The sequence below is a fragment of the Buttiauxella sp. BIGb0471 genome, assembly GCF_024807715.1.
Classification (GTDB): domain Bacteria; phylum Pseudomonadota; class Gammaproteobacteria; order Enterobacterales; family Enterobacteriaceae; genus Buttiauxella; species Buttiauxella agrestis.
Map to the genome: position 1 here is coordinate 640,940 of NZ_JANUEU010000002.1, position 25,765 is coordinate 666,704.

The 25,765-nt window shown below is 50.1% G+C and carries 31 protein-coding genes and 2 pseudogenes; 17 read left to right on the top strand and 16 right to left on the bottom strand.

What is annotated here, in order from left to right; translation table 11 throughout:
- Positions 1–50 precede the first annotated feature (50 nt).
- On the top strand, positions 51–290 hold the full coding sequence (cedA, locus tag M2371_RS09545; RefSeq protein WP_034494779.1) for a cell division activator CedA: 240 nt from the start codon (positions 51–53) through the stop codon (positions 288–290).
- Positions 291–326: 36 nt separating this feature from the next.
- Here cedA and M2371_RS09550 read toward each other — a convergent pair whose 3' ends face one another.
- From M2371_RS09550 to hxpB, 5 genes are all read right to left on the bottom strand, one after another.
- Positions 327–1,013, bottom strand: a complete 687-nt coding sequence (locus tag M2371_RS09550) for a tetratricopeptide repeat protein (RefSeq protein ID WP_172894678.1) — start codon at positions 1,011–1,013, stop codon at positions 327–329.
- A gap of 130 nt (positions 1,014–1,143) precedes the next feature.
- Positions 1,144–2,535, bottom strand: coding sequence for an L-cystine transporter (locus tag M2371_RS09555; RefSeq protein WP_034494781.1), 1,392 nt, complete (start codon positions 2,533–2,535; stop codon positions 1,144–1,146).
- Positions 2,536–2,667: 132 nt separating this feature from the next.
- On the bottom strand, positions 2,668–3,258 hold the full coding sequence (locus tag M2371_RS09560) for a metal-dependent hydrolase (protein WP_034494782.1): 591 nt from the start codon (positions 3,256–3,258) through the stop codon (positions 2,668–2,670).
- A 113-nt stretch (positions 3,259–3,371) separates the two neighbouring features.
- Complete coding sequence (kduD, locus tag M2371_RS09565; protein ID WP_259267546.1) at positions 3,372–4,133, bottom strand: 2-dehydro-3-deoxy-D-gluconate 5-dehydrogenase KduD; 762 nt, start codon at positions 4,131–4,133, stop codon at positions 3,372–3,374.
- Between the two features lie 157 nt (positions 4,134–4,290).
- Entirely contained in the window at positions 4,291–4,959 is a 669-nt protein-coding gene (gene hxpB / locus M2371_RS09570; RefSeq protein WP_259267547.1) for a hexitol phosphatase HxpB, read from the bottom strand.
- A gap of 167 nt (positions 4,960–5,126) precedes the next feature.
- Between hxpB and M2371_RS09575 the strand changes: the two genes are divergently transcribed.
- Positions 5,127–5,663, top strand: coding sequence for a YniB family protein (locus tag M2371_RS09575; RefSeq protein ID WP_034494787.1), 537 nt, complete (start codon positions 5,127–5,129; stop codon positions 5,661–5,663).
- Between the two features lie 38 nt (positions 5,664–5,701).
- Here the strand turns inward: M2371_RS09575 and M2371_RS09580 are convergent, their stop codons facing one another.
- From M2371_RS09580 to pfkB, 3 genes are all read right to left on the bottom strand, one after another.
- Positions 5,702–6,562, bottom strand: a complete 861-nt coding sequence (locus M2371_RS09580) for a fructosamine kinase family protein (RefSeq protein ID WP_172894671.1) — start codon at positions 6,560–6,562, stop codon at positions 5,702–5,704.
- Between the two features lie 103 nt (positions 6,563–6,665).
- Positions 6,666–6,956, bottom strand: a complete 291-nt coding sequence (gene ghoS / locus M2371_RS09585) for a type V toxin-antitoxin system endoribonuclease antitoxin GhoS (protein ID WP_172894668.1) — start codon at positions 6,954–6,956, stop codon at positions 6,666–6,668.
- Positions 6,957–7,056: 100 nt separating this feature from the next.
- The gene (gene pfkB / locus M2371_RS09590) at positions 7,057–7,986 is read right to left on the bottom strand and encodes a 6-phosphofructokinase II (RefSeq protein ID WP_259267548.1); all 930 of its coding nucleotides are present in this window, start codon (positions 7,984–7,986) and stop codon (positions 7,057–7,059) included.
- 289 nt (positions 7,987–8,275) lie between these two features.
- On the opposite strand from pfkB, the gene M2371_RS09595 reads away from it, so the two are divergent.
- The 3 genes from M2371_RS09595 to M2371_RS09605 all read left to right on the top strand — a co-directional run bounded on the left by M2371_RS09595 (position 8,276) and on the right by M2371_RS09605 (position 11,341).
- Complete coding sequence (locus M2371_RS09595; protein WP_034494794.1) at positions 8,276–9,034, top strand: YdiY family protein; 759 nt, start codon at positions 8,276–8,278, stop codon at positions 9,032–9,034.
- A gap of 271 nt (positions 9,035–9,305) precedes the next feature.
- Positions 9,306–9,536 carry a hypothetical protein gene (locus tag M2371_RS09600; protein ID WP_172894663.1) on the top strand — a complete coding sequence of 77 codons (231 nt, stop codon included), beginning with the start codon at positions 9,306–9,308 and terminating at the stop codon, positions 9,534–9,536.
- Between the two features lie 611 nt (positions 9,537–10,147).
- Entirely contained in the window at positions 10,148–11,341 is a 1,194-nt protein-coding gene (locus tag M2371_RS09605; protein WP_259267549.1) for a site-specific integrase, read from the top strand.
- Here the strand turns inward: M2371_RS09605 and M2371_RS09610 are convergent.
- The 8 genes and pseudogenes from M2371_RS09610 to M2371_RS09645 all read right to left on the bottom strand — a co-directional run bounded on the left by M2371_RS09610 (position 11,311) and on the right by M2371_RS09645 (position 16,936).
- Entirely contained in the window at positions 11,311–11,562 is a 252-nt protein-coding gene (locus M2371_RS09610; protein WP_259267550.1) for a hypothetical protein, read from the bottom strand. The two genes, M2371_RS09605 and M2371_RS09610, sit on opposite strands and share 31 nt — an antisense overlap.
- A gap of 50 nt (positions 11,563–11,612) precedes the next feature.
- Positions 11,613–11,858 (bottom strand): DUF4222 domain-containing protein, encoded by a 246-nt coding sequence (locus M2371_RS09615; protein ID WP_259267551.1) that lies wholly within the window; start codon positions 11,856–11,858, stop codon positions 11,613–11,615.
- A 2-nt stretch (positions 11,859–11,860) separates the two neighbouring features.
- Positions 11,861–12,076: a TraR/DksA family transcriptional regulator gene (locus M2371_RS09620; protein ID WP_259267552.1), complete on the bottom strand. Its 216-nt coding sequence runs from the start codon at positions 12,074–12,076 to the stop codon at positions 11,861–11,863.
- A gap of 8 nt (positions 12,077–12,084) precedes the next feature.
- Positions 12,085–12,393: a hypothetical protein gene (locus tag M2371_RS09625; protein WP_259267553.1), complete on the bottom strand. Its 309-nt coding sequence runs from the start codon at positions 12,391–12,393 to the stop codon at positions 12,085–12,087.
- A 42-nt stretch (positions 12,394–12,435) separates the two neighbouring features.
- Positions 12,436–13,604, bottom strand: a pseudogene (locus M2371_RS09630) (RecT family recombinase).
- Complete coding sequence (locus M2371_RS09635; protein ID WP_404979383.1) at positions 13,561–16,041, bottom strand: PD-(D/E)XK nuclease-like domain-containing protein; 2,481 nt, start codon at positions 16,039–16,041, stop codon at positions 13,561–13,563. The pseudogene M2371_RS09630 and the gene M2371_RS09635 overlap by 44 nt, the downstream one beginning before the upstream one ends.
- A gap of 154 nt (positions 16,042–16,195) precedes the next feature.
- A complete protein-coding gene (locus M2371_RS09640) occupies positions 16,196–16,324 on the bottom strand; it encodes a hypothetical protein (protein WP_256682655.1) in 129 nt (42 codons plus the stop codon).
- 192 nt (positions 16,325–16,516) lie between these two features.
- Positions 16,517–16,936, bottom strand: coding sequence for a helix-turn-helix domain-containing protein (locus M2371_RS09645; protein WP_259267555.1), 420 nt, complete (start codon positions 16,934–16,936; stop codon positions 16,517–16,519).
- A gap of 105 nt (positions 16,937–17,041) precedes the next feature.
- Between M2371_RS09645 and M2371_RS09650 the strand changes: the two genes are divergently transcribed.
- The 12 genes and pseudogenes from M2371_RS09650 (at position 17,042) to M2371_RS09705 (ending at position 25,760) form a co-directional block, all read left to right on the top strand.
- Positions 17,042–17,260, top strand: coding sequence for a helix-turn-helix domain-containing protein (locus M2371_RS09650; RefSeq protein ID WP_259267556.1), 219 nt, complete (start codon positions 17,042–17,044; stop codon positions 17,258–17,260).
- Positions 17,261–17,271: 11 nt separating this feature from the next.
- Positions 17,272–17,823 (top strand): toxin YdaT domain-containing protein, encoded by a 552-nt coding sequence (locus tag M2371_RS09655; protein ID WP_259267557.1) that lies wholly within the window; start codon positions 17,272–17,274, stop codon positions 17,821–17,823.
- Positions 17,820–17,948, top strand: coding sequence for a hypothetical protein (locus M2371_RS09660; protein ID WP_259267558.1), 129 nt, complete (start codon positions 17,820–17,822; stop codon positions 17,946–17,948). Before M2371_RS09655 ends, M2371_RS09660 begins: the two co-directional genes overlap by 4 nt.
- A gap of 59 nt (positions 17,949–18,007) precedes the next feature.
- Positions 18,008–18,940, top strand: coding sequence for a replication protein (locus M2371_RS09665; RefSeq protein ID WP_259267559.1), 933 nt, complete (start codon positions 18,008–18,010; stop codon positions 18,938–18,940).
- Entirely contained in the window at positions 18,937–19,632 is a 696-nt protein-coding gene (locus M2371_RS09670; protein WP_259267560.1) for a replication protein P, read from the top strand. Before M2371_RS09665 ends, M2371_RS09670 begins: the two co-directional genes overlap by 4 nt.
- Positions 19,632–20,051 (top strand): hypothetical protein, encoded by a 420-nt coding sequence (locus M2371_RS09675; protein WP_259267561.1) that lies wholly within the window; start codon positions 19,632–19,634, stop codon positions 20,049–20,051. Before M2371_RS09670 ends, M2371_RS09675 begins: the two co-directional genes overlap by 1 nt.
- Entirely contained in the window at positions 20,048–20,740 is a 693-nt protein-coding gene (locus tag M2371_RS09680) for a hypothetical protein (RefSeq protein WP_259267562.1), read from the top strand. The genes M2371_RS09675 and M2371_RS09680 overlap by 4 nt, the downstream gene beginning before the upstream one ends.
- Entirely contained in the window at positions 20,733–21,347 is a 615-nt protein-coding gene (locus M2371_RS09685) for a hypothetical protein (RefSeq protein ID WP_259267563.1), read from the top strand. Before M2371_RS09680 ends, M2371_RS09685 begins: the two co-directional genes overlap by 8 nt.
- Positions 21,340–21,684: a hypothetical protein gene (locus tag M2371_RS09690; protein ID WP_259267564.1), complete on the top strand. Its 345-nt coding sequence runs from the start codon at positions 21,340–21,342 to the stop codon at positions 21,682–21,684. Before M2371_RS09685 ends, M2371_RS09690 begins: the two co-directional genes overlap by 8 nt.
- Before the next feature lie 19 nt (positions 21,685–21,703).
- A pseudogene (locus tag M2371_RS09695) lies at positions 21,704–22,168 on the top strand (SAM-dependent methyltransferase); the annotation flags it as partial.
- A 272-nt stretch (positions 22,169–22,440) separates the two neighbouring features.
- Complete coding sequence (locus M2371_RS09700; protein WP_259267565.1) at positions 22,441–24,324, top strand: DNA cytosine methyltransferase; 1,884 nt, start codon at positions 22,441–22,443, stop codon at positions 24,322–24,324.
- Positions 24,325–25,304: 980 nt separating this feature from the next.
- A complete protein-coding gene (locus tag M2371_RS09705) occupies positions 25,305–25,760 on the top strand; it encodes a YbcN family protein (protein WP_259267566.1) in 456 nt (151 codons plus the stop codon).
- The last annotated feature ends 5 nt before the right edge of the window (positions 25,761–25,765 follow it).

Below are 25,765 nucleotides of genomic sequence, written 5' to 3' on the forward strand. Positions count from 1 at the left end.
CCGCTATCATAGTGAAGTTGTTCATCAATTTAGTTTTGATTCCATTGCCTATGAAACCTTTGCGCCAACCGAATACTCGTCCCGTTATTACGTATCAACCGCGTGTTGAACCCGTGCCGCCAGCCCATGCCTGGCGTGTAGAAGGATTTAAGGATGTGTGGATGCTACGCAATCGCTATGTGGCATTTGTGCTGGTGGGGAACGCGTTCCGCCAGTCACCGCCATTTACCTTACCAGAGGCGGCTCAACGTTGGGCGATGCAAGTCAGGCATGAAAACGAGATTTCCTGAGGGATTATCGGATTTGCTATTGCCGTAATGGCGGGGTTACCCGCCGTTACTGATTGTCTCAAACTCTTCACAGCCGGTATCAAAACCTTCCGTACAGCTCAGGTTTAGCCACTGCAATGCGCGTTGCTTATTGGCAGCAATAAACCCTTTCTCACCGTTTAAAAACAACATGCCTGCCCAGTATTCGGCATAACCGGTGCGCGAGAGTGCTGAGCTGCGCTTGAACCAGAATGTGGCTTGCTCATCGTCCTGGGCAATGCCCACGCCATTGGCATAAAGCAAACCCAAGAACATCTGCGCATCCACCGCGGAGTCACTTTCAAGGTCCTGCGACGCGCTTTCCAGTAGTTTTATGGCGGCAGGGTAATCAGGTTTACCGGCTTGTGTGTTTACCAGAAGGCGTGCGAGCGTGACTTCGCCGGTTTTGCTGCCCCGTTGTACTGCCTGCTCAGCTAATGATTTAGCCTGTTGGTAATCCGCCGTTGCCGGGTTATGAATTTTTAGCTGCGCCAGAAGGGCGAGTGCATCAGCATCGCCTTGCGCCGCAGATTTTGCAGCCCAGTCTTCAGCCTGCTGGTATTCGCCTGCGCTAAAAAGGGTATCGGCGAGATAAAACTGAGCGCGGCTGTCGCCTGCCTGAGCCTGCTTTAAATAAGGGCTGTCGGGCGTTTCGGCCCAGGCCGTTGATAAAAAAAAGAACAACAGTATGCAGAATCGTTTCATGAAAGAAAGTCCGTAGGCGGCAATTGGGTTTGGCTCCCTATGCGGGTGCTCTAAGTTATAAATAAAAAAACGGCCCCCTGTTTCGGGAGCCGTTTTATTGTCGCAGATTCTGTGGTGATTTAGCTACTGGTTAGCGATGCGCCAGTTCTGCTTCTTCATCACTATTCATGACTTCTTTATCGGTTTGTTTCATCAACTGGCTGGTGATAGTACCGGCAGTCATGGAGCCGCTGACGTTCAGGGCGGTACGGCCCATATCGATAAGCGGTTCAACAGAAATCAGCAACGCGACCAATGTGACCGGCAAGCCCATCGCTGGCAGTACAATCAGCGCGGCGAAGGTTGCACCGCCACCCACACCGGCAACGCCTGCGGAGCTAACGGTCACAATACCAACTAACGTTGCAATCCATACCGGATCCAGCGGGTTGATACCCACGGTAGGCGCTACCATGACTGCCAACATTGCCGGGTACAGACCCGCACAACCGTTCTGACCGATGGTCGCACCAAAGGATGCAGCAAAGCTTGCGATAGATTCAGGCACACCCAGACGACGCGTTTGCGCTTCAACGTTCAATGGGATACTTGCAGCACTGGAGCGGCTGGTGAAGGCAAAGGTCAGCACTGGCCATACTTTACGGAAGTATTTCAGTGGGCTAACGCCATTTACCGCCAGCAGAATCGCATGTACACCGAACATGATCGCCAGGCCGAGGTAGGAGGCGACCACGAAGCTGCCAAGTTTGATGATGTCTTGCAGGTTTGAACCGGCAACGACTTTGGTCATCAGGGCGAGCACGCCGTATGGCGTCAGTTGCATGACCAGACGAACCAGCTTCATTACCCAGCTTTGCAGCGTATCAATCGCCACCAGGACGCGTTCACCTTTAGGTGCGTCATCTTTCAGCAATTTCAGTGCAGCAACACCCAGGAAGGCGGCGAAAATCACCACACTAATAATGGAAGTTGGATTCGCACCGGTCAGGTCAGCAAACGGGTTTTTCGGTACGAAGGACAGAATCAGCTGTGGCACGTTCAGGTCGGCCACTTTGCCCACGTATGTGGTTTCGATGGCGCTCAGGCGTGCAGTTTCCGCAGTCCCTTGAACCAGTCCTTCAGCCGTCAAACCAAACAGGTTGGTGACTAACACGCCGACCAGCGCTGAAATCAGCGTGGTAAACAGCAAAGTGCCGATGGTCAGGAAACTGATTTTTCCCAAAGACGATGCGTTATGCAGACGTGCAACCGCGCTCAGAATTGAGGCGAACACTAATGGCATCACGATCATTTGCAGTAGTTGTACATAGCCGTTACCGACGATGTTGAACCATTGGATAGATTGCTTCAGTACTGGGCTGTCTTCGCCATAAATGGTGTGCAGTGCAAGGCCAAAGACCACACCAATTACTAAACCAAGCAGTACTTTCTTCGCCAGACTCCACTGTTTGTGGCGAGTTTGCGCCAGCAACAGCAGCAGAATAACGAACACGATAACGTTCGCTATAAGTGGAAAGTTCATCCCGTATCTCCTGAGTGTTTTACCAATAGATGGACTGTTTGCCATCTTTATTGGGTAAATCGTACCAGAAGCTCAGAACGAGTCTTATATTCAAAAGGAATTGATTATTACGTTTTGAGTTATTTCGCCTAATTATTGTTCCAGGTGGTTATTTAAAAAACTATTAAAGGTCATTTGCAGCGAAATTATCATATGTGATGACCAGCGCACTGCACTGTTATCGGGCACGCTTTGTGGCATCCATACAGCCAGCCCGAATAACACCATGCATAAGGCGCGTTCAAGCTGATTGCCTTTTTGCGGCCTGATTATCGGGAAACGAAAGCGCCAGCGGCATGGCCAGAGCAATGGAACGCCAGCGGGGGTCAGCATGTCCGCCAGAATATGGCTTAAATAGCCCAATACCATGCCTTGCAGCGCATCGGCGGGGATCAGCCAGGTTTCAGGAACCTTGAGATAGAACAACGCAAGGCCTGCAAACACCGCGAACAAACTGTGTGTAAAACCACGATGGCCGCAGGCGCGGGCTATCGGTTTGGAAATCCAGGGTAAGCGTTGGCCGAGGAATGACTTGGGATGGTCGATATCCGGTAGTAAACAGGTCAAAATCGCTGACGGCACAATATGCCACCAGTCGCCCTGAGCGAGCACTGGCGTGAGTTCAGCATTTTTAGCAAATACTGCACAGGCAATGGAAAAAAGAAGGTGGCCTTCCGCCGTCATGATACTACCTGGATGAAAACTGTCGATTCATACAGTATAGGGTTTTTATACAGTAGACGGAAGAGGTGACGGCGTAACATTTTGCAACCGCCGATTGCCCGGCGGCGGCATGTTTAGCGGGCTAGCCAGCCTCCATCGACGGCAACGGTGTAACCATTGACGTAATCAGAAGCGCTGGATGCAAGAAACACAATCGGGCCTTGCAGGTCGGCAGGAAGCCCCCAACGGCCAGCGGGAATACGGTCGAGAATTTCCTGGCTACGTTGTTCATCATCGCGGAGCTGTTGAGTATTGTTGGTCGCCATGTATCCTGGCGCGATGGCATTCACATTAATGTTGTGTTGCGCCCATTCGTTTGCCAGCAGACGCGTGACACCCAGAACTGCGCTTTTCGATGCTGTATAAGAAGGGACGCGTATGCCGCCCTGGAACGAAAGCATGGAAGCGATGTTAATAATTTTGCCGCCGCCTCCTTGCTTAATGAACTGCTTTGCTACCGCCTGTGAGAGAAAGAACAGCGATTTAATATTCAGGTTCATCACGTCATCCCAATTCTTCTCGCTAAATTCAAGGGCATCCTCACGGCGAATAGTGCCGGCGTTGTTGACCAGGATATCGATTTTCCCCATACCAGCGACGGCTTGTTCTACGATACTGGCTATGGCGTCTTGCTGGCTCAAATCTGCCTGGATTGCCATAAACCGTCGGCCCAACGCCTGCACTTTTTGCGCTGTCTCTTGCGGGACTTTGCGATTCACACTGACGATATCGCAGCCGGCCTCGGCAAGGCCAATCGCCATTCCCTGGCCAAGCCCGGTATCGCAACCCGTGACGATAGCGACTTTGCCTTGCAGATTAAAAGCATCGAGAATCATAGTTACCCCGGTATCCGGAAATGCGCATTTGCGCGTGTAAATTAAGGATAGGTAGGGGATTGCAGAAACTCAAACTTAATTGAAATGACGTTTCAATAATTTTGACGCAGGTAGCGTTTTGAGAAAGATGCGGGGGTAGTCCCGCATCTTAAAATGATTAACCCAGCAAATGTTCGGCGCGTAATTCTGTCAGCGAGGAGAGTTTGGCATTCGCCAGGCACCAGCGCTCATCACTACGGTTTTCTTCGGCGGGAACCACAATTGATCGCATGCGGGCCGCTTTGGTGGCAATCATGCCGTTAACCGAATCTTCGAGTGTGACACACGTCAGCGGATCAACTCCCAGTTTTGCGGCAGCATCGAGATAAACTTGCGGATGTGGCTTGCTGTACGGGAGATGTTCAGCGGACGCAATGGCATCAAATTGGTCACGCAGGTCAAACATTTCGAGGACTCGCTCAAGCATATGCAGCGGCGATGCCGAAGCCAGACCGACTTTCAGACCTTGTGCTTTACATAACGCAATGGCTTCGCGAACGCCGGGTAAAATGGGGCGCTTTTCATCAACCAGGCTAATCGCCCGCGTAATAACGCGTTGGGTGACTTCTTCGCGGTCTGGACCATTCCATGGTTGTTGGGCAAACCATAAATCGACCACCAGATCGATACGCAGACCGAGCGTATCGGGCAGTTCGCAACGGCGTGAAATATCCACACCCAGGCTTGCCATCACTTCCAGCTCCGCCTCGTCCCATAATGGTTCTGAATCAATCAGCAAACCGTCCATATCAAAAATTGCAGCTAAAATCTGGCGCGTTGCAGCCATTTATCGACTCCTGTCTTTGTGCATTACCAATAAGATCCCTTATGAATAGCTGGAATTACGCATTGATGCCACCGCTTTGTGAAAATCGCCCGCAAAGCTCAGGCGAAATCACACCAGACGAGGTAAACTTTGTGCGTACAAGTTGCGTCTTAACCAAAGGGGAACGAATGACGTATCAACAAGCTGGACGCATTGCCGTACTCAAACGTGTGGCTGGCTGGGTAATTTTCATCCCGGCAGTGATTTCAACACTGATTTCAATTTTGAAGTTCATGTATGAACATAGCGAAAAACAGGCGGGCATTAATGCCGTGATGCTGGATTTCGCGCACGTCATGATTGAGATGATGCGTTTTAATACGCCATTTTTGAATTTCTTCTGGTACAACTCGCCCCAGCCGGAGTTCCATCAACAAGCTAATGTGCTGTTTTGGGTGATCTACGCGCTGATATTTGTGGGTCTTGCGCTACAGGCATCGGGCGCACGCATGAGCCGCCAGGCGAAGTTTCTGCGCGAAGGTGTGCAGGATCAGTTGATTCTGGAACAGGCAAAAGGACCGGACGGATTAACCAAAGAGCAAATCGACAGCAAAATTGTGGTGCCACGACACACGATATTCCTGCAAATTTTCCCGCTCTATATTTTACCTGTCATTATCATCGTCATCGGTTACTTCTTCTTTTCTTTATTGGGCTTTATCTAGAAAAACGCCACTCCTGATGCGCGGGAGTGGCAAGTTTTTTACGCGGCCAGAACTCTATCAAGCGCTTTTTGCGCGACCACTAAATGCTGACCGCCGAACAAAATTGCACGGTTGAGCAGGGTATAGAGTTGGTAAATCGGCTGGCGTAAGAGGAAATCGGAAGGAAGGGGACAAACTGACTGATAACCATCATAAATTTGTGGGGGTTGATCCGGGTGCAAAGGCAACATGGCTAAATCGCACTCTCTGTCACCCCAGTAGCATGCCGGATCGTAGATAAATGGCCCATCCGGGCCCATCGCGCAATTCCCCGACCACAAATCACCGTGTAATAAAGAAGGTTGCGGCTGGTGGGAGGCAAGAGCTTGATGAACAAACTCGACAATTAAGTCGATATCACCAAACTGGATCCCTTTTTCTGCGGCGAGTTCAAGCTGCCAACCGATACGTTGTTCGGCAAAGAATGTGGACCAGCGTCGTTGCCAGGCATTCGGCTGCGGCGTGGTAGAAAGATCGTTATCAAAATCTAGCCCAAACTGCGGTTGGTCACTCCATTCATGCAAACGTGCCAGCTGTTGCCCCAGCAAAAAGGCGTTATGCGCATCCAGCGGTTTAGCGGGCAGGTATTCGAGCAGCAGGAAGCTGTAATCTCGATCGCTGCCGAGCGCCCACACTTTGGGGACTCGCACCGTATTACTGCGCGACAGTAACTCAAGCTGATCGGCTTCGGCGGTGAAAATGGGTAACATCTCGCGAGCGTCGCTTTTGACAAAGATCTCATGACCGGCATAGTGAATACGCCAGGCGGCATGAATTTCTCCGCCGGGTAATTCTGTGCGATGTTCGATTTCAGCGGTGCCGAGTTGTTCACTTAACAGACGACTAATGGCTTGCCACATGATACTTCTCCCCAGGTTTTCTGGTAGATCATTAGCTTATCGCTGTTAACCGGGTCAAACTTCGAACTAACGCACATCCCCGGTCATGATATTTGAAACAAAGCTATTTACTCTCTTGTTGCCAGGCATCCCAGGTCGTGACAGAAACTTCTGGCTCCACGCCCAATGCCAGTTTGCCAAGACCACAGGCTAACTCTTCCACTTCTTTCGGGCTTAAAGGGCTAATTAAACCGAAGGTGTTGATACCTAATTCGTGTACCTTACCTTCGTCATCAGACAGTGTGAGCAAAAAACCTCCGCGCGTCAGATGGTTATTTAACTCATTAAGGTCGGTGAGGTTATGTTCCTGAAATTTTAATGTGATGACATAGCGTTCAATGTCTCCGTTACTCATGATTCACCTCGTTGTTATCCCGAAGGTTTTAGCATAGCCTTTCTGCGCAAAATGGCGACTTTTGACGAAACGACAAGTCGCCCAGCGCGTACCCGACTCGTTAACTTCGCAAGTAGTCGTAGATTTTTTGGGTGTTTTCCAGCGAGCACAAACGTGTTCCCTGGTTAAGCGTTGCGGCACTACCTGCGGCGACACCAAAACGAACCATATCTAATAGCGGCGCATTTTCAGCAAGTTTCAGGGTCATCGCTCCAACCATGCTATCACCCGCGCCAACGGTGCTTTGGCTTTTCACCGGCGGCGGAACGACCTGCACACATGCGCTGGCATCAACGCCCAGCGCACCTTGTGGGCCAAGTGAGACCACGACACATTTGGCTTTACCGCTATCGACAATTTCTTGTGCTGCTTTGCGGACATCATCAGGTTGCGTGAGGTCGCGATTCACCAGCGCACTCAGCTCTTTTTGATTGGGTTTGACCAGTTCGATACCTCCTATTTCAAGCGTGGCTTTTAACGCCTCACCAGAGCTATCGACAATGCAGCGTATTCCGGATTTTTGCGCGGTTTTGACTAATGCGCAGAGTTCAGCGACATCTATGCCTGGCGGCAGGCTGCCGCTTATGACCAGAATGGAGCCGGATTCTATGGTCAGCACTTTTTCTTCAAGAAGGCGAAATTCGTGATCGCTCAGTGCGGCGCCTGGCATGACGAAACGGTATTGCTCGCCTGTTGATTGCGCGTGAACATGCAGGTTTTGCCGCGTCCAGTTATGTGCCTCAACAGTATCAATAGCAACGTGTTCATCTAAAAGCAGGTTGCAAAGGTGTTCTCCGGTGGCACCTCCTGACGGGAAAATGGCGGTTGCCTGCCCGCCAAGATGAGCAATCGCCCGCGCAACGTTAATGCCACCACCGCCTGGTTCAAAAACGGGTGCGGTACAACGTAGTTTCCCTTCGGGATAAATTTGTGCGGTGAGTGTTGCGCTGTCGAGAGAAGGGGCGAGAGTCAAAGTGTAAATGCGTGTCATATATCCTCCTTAATTTAGCATTGGGATAAAGCGTAGCACTGTTTCAGGATGTCGAATGTCGATTAACATCATGATTTATCGAATGATTTGTAAAAAGCAACCGATCTCTATGTTTATGAAAATAAACATGTTTTAAGAGATCTCTTATTCAAAAAATGAAAGAAGAATTCATTGCTATGTTATTCGGGCTTTTTTATAATTTGTAACCTTTCTTGGCTCATAAATATTTGATCCACAGAAAAGATTCCGGAACCTTGATGGTTTCTTTTTATGTTGTACGGACGATTAAATGAATTTTGTTAAGACAGTACCGGCTGCTATTTTGCTGACCGGAAGTGCGCTATTGAGTCACTTTGCAATTGCAGATAATTCGGTTTTCACTGTCATGGATGACCCATCCACCGCCAAAAAACCTTTCGAAGGTAATCTGAACGCGGGCTACCTTGCTCAATCAGGTAACACAACAAGCTCCTCATTGACGGCGAACTCCAACCTGACCTGGTATAACACCTCTACCGCATGGTCTCTGTGGGGCAACGCAAACAATACCTCTGCTAACGATCAGCGCTCTTCTGAGACTTACGCACTGGGCGGTCGTAGCCGTTACAACATGACAGACAGCGATTACTTGTTTGGCCAGGGAAGCTGGTTGACGGACCGTTTCAACGGTTATCAAGCCAGGGATGTCCTCACCGCGGGTTACGGTCGTCAGTTCCTTAGCGGGCCGGTGCACAGTTTGCGTGTGGAATTCGGTCCTGGCGTTCGTTACGACGAATACGCAGATGGCGACCACAAGACTCAGGCGCTGGGTTATGCATCCGGTATCTATAACTGGCAATTGACCGACAATGCTAAATTTATCCAGGGCGTTTCTGTGCTGGGTAGTGAAGATACGACGGTCAACTCTGAAACGGCGCTCGAAGTTGCTATCAATGAGCACTTCGGTTTGCGGGTGGGTTATAACGTCACCTGGAACTCCAATCCGCCAGATTCTGCACCTGAGCACACCGATCGCCGCACTGCAGTGACGCTTGGTTATAAGATGTAATTGGCAAAGCCGGGTCATGCCCGGCTTTATTGTTTTAAATTATCAATATGTGCTAATATTATTTTGGTCCTCCGTTTTATTTTAAATAAAAAACAAACCTAACTAATTTTCTCCATAATTTCTCCTTAATCATCTCTTTAGTCATATCTTCTATATATTTGACACGAATTGATAAGTCATTAGCCTTGTCAAAAGTGTGATCTGGATCTACTCTTGTTTTGTAGCGAGATAATAACTTGCTGGCCCACAAATAAATAAGAGAATAAAGATTATGAAAAATATTAAATATGCCACTGTAGCTATTGCACTTTCGGTGCTTTCATTTGGCGCATTTGCTGCAGCGCCTGCTTCTACCACAACAACAGAAACCGCTCCTACTGCCGTATGGCATGCAACCGATATTGAAGCTGGTTCTAATATTCAACCTGGCGCACAATCTACAGGGCAATCTATGGATGATGCTTTTAATGTCCATACTCTGGTTGCAGGTGAGTGGTCTTAACAAGTAAGTTTTATTATCCCTTTGTGCGGAATACATAATTTTTTACTCCATTTTAATTCTGCATGAAATAAAAAGCCGAGCATGAAGCCCGGTTTTTTTATGTCTGGAACATCGCTTGTACATCATGAAAATCATTTGACTTAAAACGTTAGAAAAACTTATTAATGTTAAGCCACATGTTTTCATTGAATTAATAAGCACCCTTAGCAATCGCCCCTAAAATGAAGATAAAACAGGTGGTTATTCCTATTGTCAGACGAGACCTTCCGGTCGCAAAGCGCGACATTCCCTCTTGAAAGTGATACTATTCCCAACCGTCGCGAAGCTGTGAACCGCACGCTCGCGCATAAATTGTGCAGTCGGCCTTGCAATTGTAGGCGAGATGGCTGCGCAACCAATTGAAACTAAAGCAAAATAAACGTTGCATGTGATCTTGCGTATAGACCACCTCTAGTGTTTCCCCTTGTTACTCCCCGTTTCATTTATCTAAGCTAAAGCCCCGTTATCATTGACTCTTCGCCATTCCGGTGTTTCACTCCGTTTTATCTTATTCCAGTTCGTGCCGTAAAAATCGTGTACACAGAGATGTACACAGTTATCAGGGTGTACACATGCTAACGGATGCAAAGCTCAGGAAGATTAATGGTAAGCCTATCCTCAAGCGTATTGAGTTATCCGACGTTAATGGCTTATCTGTTCGAGTCACTCCAACAGGGGTAATCGCCTTTCAGTACCGATACAAAATTGATGGTAAGCCAAGGCGAATGACCCTTGGGCAATATGATGAACTGTCACTGAAAGAAGCGCGCGAGCTCGTCGCTGAATATCGCAAACTCGTATCGGTTGGACGCGATCCTATAACGGTTCGAGATATGCAGATTGAAACCAACATTCAGGCTGCGACTGTTGAAGACTGCATTAATGCGTGGCTGGGAAGCGCCTCAGCAAGTCGGCTTGTAAAGCGTGACCATTGGGATAGGGCGCTCAAAAGACACGTTATCACTTATGTCGGTAACATGATTGTTGATGACATGGCTATCTCGCATTGGCAGCCAGTTTTCAAGAGAATGCGTGAGAATGGTGCGGAGACTTTTTCAGGGGAGGTGTTGTCTCGCATGAAGACAATATTTTCATATTGCATCCGTACAGAGATGATCAAGAGAAACCCTGTGGCTGACTTGCGCATAATCGATGTGGGTAAACCTGCGAAAAGCGGGAAGCGGAACTTTAGTGATAGTGAAATTAGTGCCTTCTGGAAGACGGTTGAAGCGTCAACGATCACTTATCAGAACCAGTTGTTTCTCAAACTGCTTTTGCTTACCGCTTGTCGCGGCGTAGAGCTTCGTCTGGCTAAGAAATCAGAGTTTGACTTGAAGGGTAGGATTTGGCGAGTTCCGGACGAGAACTCAAAGACAAGAGAGCCATTCGAACGTGGATTGTCGCATAAAGCCGTAGAGTTGCTTGAGATTGCATTTAATTTATACAAAGACTTTTCTCAGGTGTTTCCACCGGCCGCAATCAAAGAAGACAGGCCAATGTCAGCCGGTGTTCTGCTCAATATGGCTAAACAACTTCGTGACGTTATGGATATTGAGCATTGGGCAATACATGACCTGCGGCGTACGGCGAAAACAAAAATGAGTGAACTTGGCATAGCACCGCATGTGTCGGAAAAAGTGCTTGGCCATAAACTTGGTGGCGTTCTTGCCGTTTACGACCAGCATAGTTACTTGAGAGAGCAGCAAGAAGCGTTGGATCTCCTTGCTGCACACATTCAGTCATGTGTTGACTCAACTAACCCCTGACTAGTCAGAAAACGCATTACATCGCTATAGCGATATTGTTCTCCACCGCGTCCAGGATTGGTACCAGGAGCTTTATTCGGGAAAGGTGTGCCAGCTTGCTCCCACTGCTGGCGCTTACGCCAGAATGTTGTACGTGAAATCCCACCCAGCAGTTGCTGCACGGTTACACGATTAATCACTACAGGGGTAATTGCGATTGCATGTGATTGCCCATTCAACATTGTTATCTCCACTGGCCCCGACCGGGGCCGTTTAAAATGATATTTCGAAATCAAACCGCAACAGCTCTTTGGGCTCGCAGTTTTGCTATATGTTCGGCTTGTTCAATGTCTCGTTTGATAATCTCTGCCTCTTCTCGCGTCAGCAGCTCGAAGTCCTGATTAAAACGATCCATGCTTGCTATGCAGTTCCTGCCACGCCGCCGGTAATAAACTTCGGTGGCTGTAGCCCTGTTGATAACGCAGGGCTCGCCGTGCAGGTCTGCGTATACCGTGTTTGGGCGAATTATTCGGAACACGCTTACCTCCGAATTTTCCCGCGCAACTCCTCAATCTCTTTGCAACTGGCGCACAACTGGCAGCCAGGGATTGCAATCCGGCGAGCCTCCGGCAGTTCCTCATCGCACTCCTTGCAATGTGTTGCTGATACGGCACTCTGGTTGATGCGCATGAGGCTTAACGCCGCGTTACGTTGTAACTCTTCCAAATCACTTGCACTATCAATGATGTCACTCATATTCAGCCCTAAACAAAAGTGTCAGTCGGATCGCCTACGCTTCGCGCGGCTTCGTTGGCTTCACGGCGTAGGCCCAACACGTAACCAACCGGGTCCCAGTTGCTAAGGATTGCATTGAGCTCTTTCTGGCTATGCCATGTGGTTAGTCGCATTTTCAAAGCAGTTGCACATGCACGAATGCTTGAGCGTGTCGGGCCTGAAACCTTCATGCATAAGCACAATGTGAGCAGTAAATCAGAGTATTCATCTGCGGCTTTACGCAGCGCCGCCTGGTCAATGCTGGCTTCCAGTTTTGGTAAGCGATGTTTGAGACTCATAGGAACTCCATGCAGGGAGGGCGAACCCTCCCGACTTAGTTATTAGCCAACGTATTCTGGTTTCATATCAGCGAGGGTGATGGTGAACCGATCGTGCAGTTCGTCTCCCAGGTGGCGCTTAGCTGAATTAAGAGCTCGCTCAACATCCATAAAGCGTTCTGCTGCGTCAGGTTCCCCCGGATTTGGAAGCGAGTTAATTGCAGCTTCAATGCGGTTCTTATGGTCCACGCGGTGATAACGTGCCACGGCTTTGTTTTTCAGTTCCGTGTAGATAGCATTGCCCAGGGTAGGTTTGGCAGACTCAACATCTATACGAATTGCTTTAGCCGCATCAACATCCTGAACAGCTTCAATACGATCGCGGAACTCATCAGCCAGGACATTGATGTTTGCTGTGGATTCCTGCGCGCTGGTGGTTGTGGCCACTGAGTCGCTGGCAATCTCTTTCAGGCTCACTCGCTGGGCTGGAACCGGGTTAATTTCACGCTCTGGCTTTTGTTCTATATCTTCCGGGCTGTAAACACCCAGAATGACCTCAGGGCAGTACAGGCGAGCCCAGTACTTAACGCCCAAGTAAGCGATCTGTTGCTTAGGGTTAGATACCCACAACGGGGAGTTACGCGTCACAACACCTGAAAGATAAACTGGTTCACCCCAGGTAACCTCACTCTCTCCGCGAAGGATCGCTCCCACCTGGACATATAAACCCAACTCGTCTTCATCACTCCAACCGCGAACGCGCTCTGTGACTGTGTATTTACCATTTTTACCGGTCTTTTCACGCGTAACTTCTTTGGTCGTGGTGCAGCGCTCCCATTCACCGCCGTAACGGTAATGGAAACGCCCCTGAATGGCGCTTGAACTGGCAATGACCGCATTTACCAGCTGAGCTTCATACCCCAACACTCCATTTACAAGGTGTGTCTTTTGAGCCACGGCGTAAGGATTCATCCCCCATTGCATGGCCTGCATAACGATAGCCATACAATCAGCTGGTTTACCTGCCAGATGCGCAGGGACTGTTACCTGTGAATCAGCCATGAGATTCGCAAATGCGGTTAACTGCCCGAGCGCCTGAACGTTAAAAATTGCGTTGCTGGCAGAAATGGTATTTGGAGCCTGCTGTTCAGCCGTTACGATATTGGTGTTTTGCATGTTCATTTCCCCTTATGCCAGGCGCAGTGATTCAAGACGGCGCAGGTCAAAATCATTCAGTTCGTCGGTGTAGTCTTCTGCAATCGGTGCTGGCCACACATTGGTATCGAGGGCGTTGCTAATGGCGTTTATCGCCTTCCGGTATTCCAGTCTGCCAAGCTCCAGCAGCTCTTCGGATGCTTCAATAATCGCCACCCAGTGGTAACCCTCGTCTTTGTTCACGAAGATCCAGAAGAACTGGTTGAAGTCGGCGACATCGCAGTACATCGCAGCACTGAGGTGGTAATCACGCTCAATGATTTCGCGATGCAGTTTTGCGCGCAGGAAGTCCTGCTTCACTTTTCCCAAGCTGATTGTTTTGAGGTCTACGCCGATACGAACGCCGCTCATATCAATCTCTAGATCGGGACGAACGCGAACTTCTAAACCAGTTTCCTCATCCATGCCGAAATAACTGACTTCGTTCGCCCGGTTAGGATGCTGCAGTAGCTGACCAGCAGAAGGGTGGTTGAACAGCGCCTGCTGAATTGCTTTCGCATGGGTGAGCTGGCGTTCACTCAGTATGATTTTGTCCTGATTGGCTTCATTCCATTGCTGCTCGAATTCATCTGCAAAGATGGCATCAGGCTTCACCGTCAGGATGGCTGAAGACAGAACATCTTTAGTACCGGTCAGTTTCAGCTGTTCTGATTTGTCTTTTCCTTCGTTGTATTCACGAATGAAGGCTTTTAACGAATCAGTATTGGTAAACGCACCATCTGGAATGCCAGGGAAAACAGCAAAGTCTGTTTCCAGCGTTTCAGGTTCAAGAGCCAGTGCGTGCACGAGAGTGCCGAACGTGAATGCTTCGCTGGTTTCGCGGCCAATGGTTTTGGCAATATGTCGGCCGTGGAAATACATCAGGCTCACACGCGCATCTTTCACCTGAGTACTGCTGATACCGTTGGCGCCGTGATAAACCTCGTTTGGCAAACCTTCATAGCGGCCTGGCTCAAAGTAAGCAGGGAACTCAGCAGTTGGCTGCTCTATGACAATGACTTCTTCACCATCTGCAGCAATACTTTCGCCTGCTGAAATCTCAACACCACTCGCGATTTCGTTACCGTCAGTCGTTTCCATCGGCTCATCGTTTACAGTTTCCACAGGTTGTTTTTCTTGTTTCTCGACTTCATTTGATGGGGTATTGATGGCCGGGTTATCAATTTTCTGATCACCCATCAGTCCTTCAATTGAAAATACAGTTGCGCTAATACGCTTAACTTCCGGTTGAATTGAGGTGCTGTCCAAATCGGGACTGGCTTGCTCGGAGCTCGCATGATTACTGGTTTCAATGCTGGCGCCTGTTGCTGCCGAACCCATAGCAATTGCCAGTGTTTCTGCACTTGGATTTGCGTGGTCAGTTTCAGTTAACTTCGCGTTAATCCATGCCTGGTGAGTACCTGGCATCATGTGAATGTTTGGTGCAGCACTGCGCACAACAGCGAAGATAGCGGCGCGGGAATAATCGAGAATGCCAGGGCAGTGACGCAGCTTGCGTGACCATTCTTTCCACGGGGATTCTTTGGCAGCCACCATCTCTTTACCGCGGCGGTGAATGCTGCCTGGGATGTTATAGATATTAAAATCCATAGGCAGAAGGGCGCACGCAATTTCCTCGTCGAGAGTATCAAGAGTGTGCTCAAGGTCAGGAGAACGATCGGTCTTATTCAGGCCACCAGCAGTCGCACCTGATGATGTACGTTCTTTGCGATAACGGGTAAGCCATTTCTCCGTAACTGATTTGCGCTTCACTCCATCAGTGTCGGAGCTGTCGTTGATAGCAGCCATCCATTCCTGAGTGAATGTCAGAACCAGGTTGAGCTCAGGCGATTTTCCATCAATAGGCCAAATAGTGTGGATGTTTTCTATCAGGCCCTGACGGATGTGGTCGTAGCAATGTTTGCAGGACTCAACTGAGTTGAAAGCCAGAATGACATTTTGCAGATAGCTGTTATCAGTATCCATGGCCGCTGCAGTTGCTGCCTTGCGCTCAATCGGCGTAGCTGTATACATGCCACCCAGCCAGAAGTGAGCGATCTGTGTTGCGAGCGGCAGCTTGCAAGTGTCGATAATGTCATCATCACTAAGGTTGCGCATTTCATCCAGGCGCTCAGAAACCTGTTCACGGGAAGGTACTTTCACATCGCTGGTGGTTTCGACGGTTTTCGTTTCAGGCTCTTTTGATTCGGCAGCAGCAATCTTCTGCCAGGTCTTGCTGTCATCGCCCAGTTCGTAGCGGTCGCACCAGGTTTCATCCAGTACGCCTTCCTTTGGTAAGTCATCAAATACAGGTACGTCAGTGCGGATTGGTAACTGATAATCATGGCCACGACCAACTTCGATTTCAGCATCTTCCATAGCAATTTGAAGACGAAGTTTTGCCCGCGCTTCCGTTTTTTCGTCACACCAAAAGAACAAGTCTTTGATTCCTGAGTTTTTTCTAGCCTTAAGCATGTATGCGAACATCATTGTTTTTACGCTCCAAAAGGTTGTAAGATCCCCGAGCCATAGAAAGCGCCCATTGGGTGGTTACTTTGGTTAATCAGATTTCCAGCGCACTTTGGTCGGTACCGCTGGACGTAGAGCCCGCCTTGCGCGGGTTTTTGCGTTACTGCGACTTCGTTTTTGTTGGATCGCCTTTCTGGGCGAGCACATAACAAACCTTGCGAACTATCACCATCACTACTGGCAGCCTGACTGCCTGCTGCTTCACTGGCTTACGCATTAAATCGAACATCTCAATCCCCTTTGCCCTTATCGCCAGGCTGGCGGAACGTTTCTTTAACCTGACAACGCTGCGCTTGTTGTCGATGAAGTAACATTACAAGCAAATATTGTATTATGCAAGTTCAATTTAAAGCAATACTTGTAATTAATGATATGACAATGCGCAGCAATGTTGCCGCGCTTGTTTAAGAAGGGATTTTACTTATTTTCTAATGTTCTTGATGATGCTACTCACGTCATCCTTCAGCAGATCTAACTCTTTAAGCGTAGTTTTAGCATGAACGATAAGGCGATTTTTCTCAGCTTCCGGCATTTGATTGAAGAGAGCGAGCAAAGCTAACTCTTTATCATCCAGTTTGTCTTTTGAAACTGTATACGTCGTGGAAGGCTCGACTTCATTTGGAGCCATAAAGAACCAGTGCTCAGGTTTCCCCGCAGCAGATGCAAGTCGTTTAAGCCTCTCACCACTAGGAGCAGTATCACCTTTTGCCCACTGCTGCACCGCCTGTGGCGACACCATTGCGCGCCTGGCAATCTCTGACAAATTCCAACCTGTCTCATCACGAAGCAGTTGGATTCTGTATGACAAATTCTGATGTTGTCCTGTTTTCATGTCTTCCATTCTACAAGGCCTCCTTGTAGAAGGCATTGCAAGAGATATACAAGAATTGCTTGTAGTATTTTATTTTGTCTTGTAATGTTTGCTTGTATCTCATAAGGGGAATCCATGGACACGAATTTAAAAGAAAAAGTTTGCTCAATTATGAGTCAGACCGAGATCGCGAAGAAAATGGGGATAGCTCCTCAGGCTGTAAGTCTTTGGCTGAACGGTGAGGTACCAGCCCATCGAGTTATTCCATTTTGCGAAGCATTGTGTTGGCAGATAACTCCGCATGAAATTCGCAATGACATCTACCCAAACCCAACCGATGGTTTACCGCAGTAGGAGGCATAACCATGCAAACACTTCGTTTTCAGAATGATAGCAGCCACATCAAAAGTGGATTGATATTCCAAAATCAATTTATGAAGGCATCGGATGATAGCCTTCAGCATCGAAACGTTTGTGCCGCAGTGCGCGCATGGGCATCAAGAGATGGACAGCTCACTGCTGCTGATGAAGTCCGCAAAGAATGGGAGCGAAGCGGTGAGCGCGGGCTGAACGTGCCTTCTGACAGTGATGTCTGGAAGGTTAAGTTCTTTCGCTGGCTGGATAACCCAGAGGGTTCTACAAAATACCGCACGTATATCAAACGTTTGATGCCAGCAATCATGGCCGTGCTGCCTCTTGAGTTTCGTGTCCGCCTGGTTCCGGAAGACAACATCATGATGCGCCTGGCACGACTGGAGAAAGAAACCAGCGAGGCCAAGGTAGCAGTTGCGCTTGATGCGCCAACTCATCAAAAGCTAAAAGAGTTGAGCGAAGGGATTGTGGAGATGTTTCGTGTGGACCCGGCATTGACTGGCCCGTTGTATGAATTGGTGACGAGCATGTTGGGGGTGATATGACAGGTTCAAAAATGGCGAAAGCCGCTCTGCTGGAACAGAAGCGACTTTCAGGTGCAATAACGTCAGCTATTACGGAATCGATTATGACAAACGTCGAACTGAAACACCAGGCGAAAGGGGCATAGCTATGTCAAATGTCGCTTACGCCAATTTTGCGGCTCACTCAGCCGCCAGGAGCAACAGGATGGAGAACCAGAAGAATGGTTACATTCCGTTGTACCGGAGCATCAAGAAGAAGCCCTGGGCTAAGGATGTGTTTCTCAGAACGTTATGGGAGAACCTGCTTATTGATGCGCAACGCCAGCCTTATGCCGCCAGATTTAAAGGCCATGTATGGCATCTGCAACCCGGACAACTGGTGGTAACTGCTGCCGATCTCGGTCTTGCACTATGTGACCGGAAGGGAAAGCCAACAAGCCGTGATGCAGTCGAAAGAATGCTGGGCTTTTTTGTGCGCGAAGGGATGATTTCAATGGAGGGTGAGAAGCAAAAAGGGCGCGTGATCACCATCCTGAATTATGCGCAATATGCTGAAAAAGTGAGCAATTTACCCGCACAAACATCCGCACATACAAGCGCACATGATGAAGCCAGTGCTGTCGCGGCTTCGGAGGGTATGGGCGCACATGGAGCCGCACAAACATCCGCACAACATGAACAAGAAGATAATAACAATACTAAAAAACCTACGTCTGAGAATTCTGACGAATCCTCCGACGAGCGTTTGAAAAAGTTTTTGTCTTCCCATCCCGAAGCGGTGATTTACACCCCAAACGGCAGCAAGTGGGGGAGTGCTGAAGACCTCCGGGCCGCTGAGTGGATCTCCGCGCTGGTGAACACCATCAAGCCCACTGCCAGACAAGCCAATCTGACGGCCTGGGCTAACGATATACGGCTGATGCGTGTGCTTGACGGGCGTACCCACCGGGAGGTTTGCGAGTTGTTCAAATGGGTCAGCAAAGACGCCTTCTGGAGTATCAACGTCCTGTGCCCGGCAAAGCTTCGTGAGAAGTGGGACACGCTGTCGCTCAAGCGTGACGCCGCCAGGCGTGGTCCTGCGACCACCAATGCTCTCGATTTCGACAACACCGACTGGGCTGAGGACATGAAATTATGAAATCTGTGATGACAGCTATCAACAATCGCGACGCCAGCGCTCTACAGGCAATGGCGAATGCCGGGCAGGAACAGCAACCCATTCCTGACTCAACAAAGCACATTTTCAATGAGTTATTTCGCCAGCTCAAGGCGGCATTCCCAGCCCTGACGGTTAACATTAAGACTCAGGACGAACTCAACGAACTGCGTCGCCAGTGGCTTCTGGCATTTGCGGAGAACCGCATTACCACCATTGAGCAGGTGAACTCAGGCATGCGCATAGCCCGCCAGCAGGAAACTCCATTCCTGCCATCACCAGGGTTATTCATAGCGTGGTGTCGCCAGGGTGAACAACAGCGCTTCGGGCTGCCAACAGCTAGCGAACTGGTCACGATGGTTTACGAGTACTGCAAGCGCCATGGCTATTACGATAGCCCAGAGTCTTACCCTTGGGATAAGCCAGAGCACTATTGGATGGTCACAGCTCTGTATTCAGGTATCCACGCCAATGGCTGGAATGATGGCGAACTACGCCGCAAAGCCGCCACTGAGCTTGCTGCAATGGCTTCAAGAATCTCCCGAGGTGAACGTATCCCGGCACCGAAAGTCATGATCCCGACACTTGGCGGTAAGCCGCTATCTCAGTCGCAAGGCCTGGAGAAGATTTCAGAACTGCGCGCGAAGCATGGGCTAAAGGGAGGTGCGTTCTGATGGAAACAACACACTCAGCACCACTGGATGAAACTTATCACCAACGGTTAGCAGTCATCCGCTCGGAGCTTTCAGAACGTGATCGACTGACATTCGGTGATATCAAAGCCCTGCTGAATACCTCTAACTGGGTGACGAAGCGACTGCTCGAGCAAGCTTCAAAAACGGGGGATTTGTATAAGTACGGCAAGCGTGGCTACTTCCTTGATGCAGCACATTACGAAGCCTACGCAGAAAATCTGGATGAGAAGCTCAGGCAGAAACGAATAGCGGCCAGCAGGGCATATAACGCAGCGATGCGAGCCAACAGGCCGAAGCCTAAGCCGGTTAAATACATCAACATCGTCTGCCAGGAATGCCGCCAGAACTGGCAAGGCTACCAGGTACACAAAATTTTCGGCAGTGGAGCACGCGCATGAAGACCAAAACTCAGGAATTAGTAACGGCTGGCTATGCGTTGGCGAAAGGGCTTGATGCCGAATCAGCAAAGCTGGTGAAAGAGCTGGCTGACGAACTGGCTGTTCAGCGTGTGCGTGCCGACGAGCTAAATAAGCAGGTGGTTAATCTGGCGGTGGAGAATGCATCCCTGCTGCCAAAAGCAGCCAGCGAATTATCTAATGCTTGGATGCTTCACAAATACTGGGTCGGTATTCAGGTTGCACTGATGCACGTCAACGCAGGGAGATTGCACGACGGCATGACATGGTTACAAAACACCGTGTTTGGACCAGGTATCGAAGCTCCGGAGCTAAGCGATTTTGCTGAAATCGAGGCATGGGCCAACGAACAGCAGAAAGACAGCATCGGCCATGTTCGTGCATTAGAAATTATCAAAGCAGCCTCGCCAGCTACCGAAGCCGCCGTTGCAAGCATTAAGGTTCAGGCCCACATCGAGGGTGCTCACTTTGTAGCAAATCGCATGCTGGCTGCATGGGAAGCTGGATTCATAGATGACACAGCGAAAAACGCTGCTGATATCGCCCGCATGATTCTCACATCAACTGAATTTATGCCGACGGCACCAGAAGGCGACTTTGACCGTTCGTTTGCTGATGGTGTGTTAGAGGACATTGCCGCACAGCTGCGCAAGGAGGCTGGCAATGCGTGAACGTGGAATGATTTTCAACGGCGAGATGGTGCGGGCGATTCTGAACGGCAGCAAGACGCAGACCAGGCGGATCATGAAAGTTCAGCCAGAGCCTAGCAAAACGCGAGAAGGCGACCATTGGTTTTCGTGCAATAAATTGCGGGCGATGGTTCACGTTTCTGATTTTACGCCAGGAAGCAGCAAAATCCCTGATTATCACGAATTTTTAAGTAAGTGCTGCCCATTTGGCGAAATAGGCGATCGCATCTGGGTTCGTGAAACGTTTGAACCCATTCCAGATCGCGAGGAGCCAGTAGGCTGCTCAGGAATACTTTACGCCGCAGACATTCCCTTTCCGAACCGCAAATGGACGCCGTCAATCCACATGCCGCGATGGGCCAGTCGCATATCGCTGGAAATTACCAATGTGCGCGTTGAGTGGTTGAACGCTATTAGCGAGAAAGATGCCAATGCAGAAGGGGTTCAGGCTAACGAACTATCTCCAGCCCGTTACGTTTTCGGTGAGCTATGGCAGTCAATTTACGGCGCCGATAATTCACAGAGCTGGCAGGCCAGCCCATGGGTATGGGTAATTGAGTTCAAGCGCGTGGAGGCCAACAATGCCTAAGTCACTTGATGCTCGCTGTATTCGTCGCTGGAAGCTTCGCTTTAAACCTGTGTGCGACTCAAAAGTTAGCCCTTACTGGAGAAAGCATCATTTACGTGGGTATATCCGTGAATGTGCTTTAACTACCGCTGACTGCATGGTCGATCGCCTGGCTGAGGACAACGCCTTGGTTGCTTTTTGCGGGTACGTGAACGGCTGGTCGCCTAAATTCTCAGAATGGTACGACGAACGCCGTGAGTCATACCGGAAACAAGCGCGGCGCTATCTCAATAAGACGGCTACCAACGACGAGATCGACGAAGAAATTGAAAACGAGCTGGAGGCCTGGAATGACTAACCCACCTGAAGCGTTGGCTATGCCGTCAATCCTCGATATGTGCTGTGGCTCCCGCATGTTCTGGCTCGATAAGGAGGATGAACGCGCTGCGTTCGCTGATATTCGTAGCGAAGAGCACACGCTTTGCGACGGTCGCCGCCTGATCATTCGTCCTGACCTGATTGCCGACTTCCGCGCGCTGCCATTCGCTAACGATTCATTCCCGGTCGTTGTGTTCGACCCGCCACACCTTGAACGTGTTGGCGATAGTGCCTGGATGGGTAAGAAGTACGGCAAATTGAACAAAGAAACTTGGCGCGATGATTTGCGTGCCGGATTCGCTGAGGCGTTCAGAGTATTGCGGCCACACGGCGTGCTCATCTTCAAATGGAACGAAACCCAAATACCGGTTAGCCAGATTCTGGCGCTTACGCCAGAGAAACCGATCATCGGGCAGCGAACTGGCAAAGAAGATAAGACGCACTGGATTATTTTCGTCAAAGGCCACGCCATGGATAACGGATTGGAAACTCTCGTGCGGTACGCGACAAAGCGCATCGTCGAACTTGAGTCTCTGCTGCTGGTGTACGTTCAGGAAACAGTATGGCCTGCCGAGGTCGGTATGGTTTATTCCCAGGTTGAAAGTGCCGGTGTATTACCGGCGCATCACCAGCGCCGCCTGAAGCATCACATCAATCGCATGTGGCTGGAGCAAATGCCGGTACCGTCGATTATCACAGCCGCTCGTTCGCTGGCTACCGCCATGGAGAAATACGCGTGAGAGAAATTATCGTTGATAACTTTGCTGGTGGTGGCGGCGCGAGTACTGGCATTGAAATGGCAATCGGTCGCAGTGTTGATATCGCAATCAACCATGATGTGAACGCGGTGGCGATGCACACCACCAATCACCCGGACACGCTGCATTACTGCGAGTCTGTATTCGATATCGACCCGAAACAAGCGACCGCAGGTAATTCAGTTGGCCTGGCGTGGTTCTCGCCTGACTGCCGCCACTTCAGCAAAGCGAAAGGCTCGAAGCCGGTAGCGCGGGAAATTCGTGGGCTGGCCTGGATTGTTCTTCGTTGGGCGCTGGCGGTACGCCCTCGCGTTATGATGCTTGAGAATGTCGAAGAGTTCAAAACGTGGGGTCCGTTACTGGTTGACGATAACGGGGAGCAACGACCAGATCCGAAACGTGCCGGTGAAACCTTCGCGGCTTTCGTTGGCATGCTGGGTGCTGGTATTGATGCCGGGCATCCGGCTCTTTCAGAGGCTTGTGACTTCCTCGGTATAGCGCCAAACAGCAGTGACGCACTTCGCCTGGTTAACGGGCTTGGTTATGACGTTGATTCTCGCGAGCTGCGAGCATGCGACTTCGGTGCACCAACAATCCGCAAACGCTTCTTCATGGTGATGCGTTGCGACGGGCAGCCGGTTACATGGCCTGAGCCATCACACGGTGACCCTAAATCACTGGGAGTGCTAAACGGCGCGCTGAAACCATGGCGCACAGCTGCTGAATGTATTGACTGGTCGCTTGATTGCCCGAGCATCTTTGAGCGTAAGCGACCGCTGGCCACAAATACGCTTAAACGTATTGCCCGAGGCATTCAGCGCTTCGTTATCGATAATCCATCGCCGTTTATCGTGAAGTGCAACCACACCAGCACGCGGACGAAGTACGACTGTTTCCGTGGGCAGTCGCTGGATGAGCCATTGCAGACCATTACCAAAACGCATGGCTACGCGATTGCGGTACCACACCTCACTAAGTTCAGAACTGGCGCGACGGGGCAGGATTGCCGTGAACCGGTACCGACAGTCACCGCTGGAACTTCAAAGAGACCTGGCGGGAATGGGCATGCGCTGGGCATTGTGGGAGCGTATATCACTCCGTTTGTTGGCCGTCAGTTTGGCAATAGCATTGGGCATGCAGTAACAGAACCAAACGGCACCATCACTGCTGGCGGTGGCGGTAAATCACAGCTGGTGTCCACCACTCTCATTCAGATGGGCTACGGCGAGCGCCCAGGGCAGGAACCTCTGGTGCCGGGCCTGCATAAGCCGCTGGGTACGGTGGTTGCCGGCGGTGGGAAGTTCGGGCTGGTGGCGGCGAATCTGGTCAAGCACTTCGGCGGTAATTACCGGGGCGCTGGCGTGGCTCTGAATGAACCAGCGCACACCGTCACCACCACTGATCACCATGGTCTGGTCACATCGCACCTGGTGATACTACGCGGCACCTGCCGGGATGGCCGGATAGTTGACGCTCCAGCACCTGGTCTCACTGCCGGTGGCCTGCATGTGGGGAACGTTGAGGCCAGCCTGGCGACTACGGGTTATGACGAGCCGCGCGCGGCGCAGGCACTGGCGTTCCTGCGGCAGTATTGCGGTGTGGAGTCCGACGGGCTGGTGACAGTAGAGGGCGTGGTGTATCGCATCGTGGATATCGGAATGCGCATGCTGCAGCCAACAGAACTGTACCGCGCCCAGGGTTTCCCTGAATGGTACATCATCGACCAGGACTACCGCGGCGTGAAGTATGCGAAGGACAAGCAAGTCGCTCGCTGCGGCAATGCGGTACCGCCTCCGTTTGCTGAGGCACTGGTACGCGCCAACTTGCCTGAACTCTGCGGGGTGAAAGAACAGGCTGCGTGACTTAAGCGAACACACAGGCCACCTAAGCAGTGGCCTTATTACTGCCTTCTATGATCGATTTAACCGATCGATAGCATCGCATTGATCAATGAAAGTGATTAATTAGCGAGCACAGCTTAGCAACAAATTTTCAACCTACCTTCAGTGCTGATGATTGATAAGACTTCGATTGTGTCGACACTGGCGTGTGTCATTACGTGACATGAAGTGACGAAGTGCAGGCATTCAATCATTTAGTCTCGACATTTTTGCCACGCAGCATTCGTTAATATTAACGATCAAATTTTGATCTAGTGTAGCGAAAAAGATTATTCAAATCAGCCAGATAAATAACCTTGCATAGATACATAGTTTTTGTGCATACTTGGAAAAAGAAAATAGTACTGTTTATACATACAGTTATTGTGTGCTGTTTGTTTGTGTTGTGGTAGCAAAAACTACTGAATGCAATTTTAGGGATTTTTATTTCCGCGCAGGTTATTAGGAAAAAAGTCGACTTTGCTACAGTGGTTACGCATAGCCGAGATGGCTTTGCAAAGTGGGATTCTGGGTCCCGAAAATTAATCAGTACGGAAGGGGGTTGATGTGTCTCAAGCAAGTTCTGAGGGTAGTGATTCTTACGATCTAGTGAGACGCTCCGATGGTGCAATAAAGTGCTCCTTCAAGCTCAAGGCGGGAGAGCGATTGTTGTTAAACAATGGTGGTGTAGAAATAGGCCACAAGCTCCTGCAGAAAGACGAGCGCATTATCTCTCGAGCGACACTGGTTGAGATGGTCAAAGAGATATCTTCCAGCAATTGACCTTTGCAAGACATGACTTGCATAATACAACTATCGGCCTGAACACCCGATAACCTGACTACGATGCGCCACGGAGTGAACACCATGGCGCAAAAATACTACCAATCTGAAATCTCTCGCCTGACGTTATCCGACGCCAGCGTTTCTTTGCATTCAGCGTTCGCCCATAGGGGTGACGCGTGAACTTTCCAAAAGAGGGCGTTCGCCTTCACCAGACAAACTTCGACGCCATAGGCCAACAACTCCAGCCGCTATTAGCTGGTGGTGATTGCTATCGCCTGATACTCAAACCTTGGCGTGATAAACGCAGCCTACCGCAGAACGCGTTAAGCCATATGTGGTACGGAGAAATCAGTGAGTACCTGATTCGTTCGGGCCGCACCGAAGCAACTCCCGAGTGGGTGAAGCGCAACCTCAAGAAAACCTATCTCGGCAGCGTGGAAATCACCTACACCGATTTCATCACTGGCGAGAAAGCCACAACGTGGGAACCGCGACACACTTCTGATCTGGATGCCGGGGAAATGCATCACTTCCTGAGCCAGGTCGAGATGTGGTGCGCGCAGTTCGGCCTGCTCCTCACTATCCCGCACAACTGCGAGTATCAGCAGCTGCGCGACCAGCAGAATCAGTGAGGTGA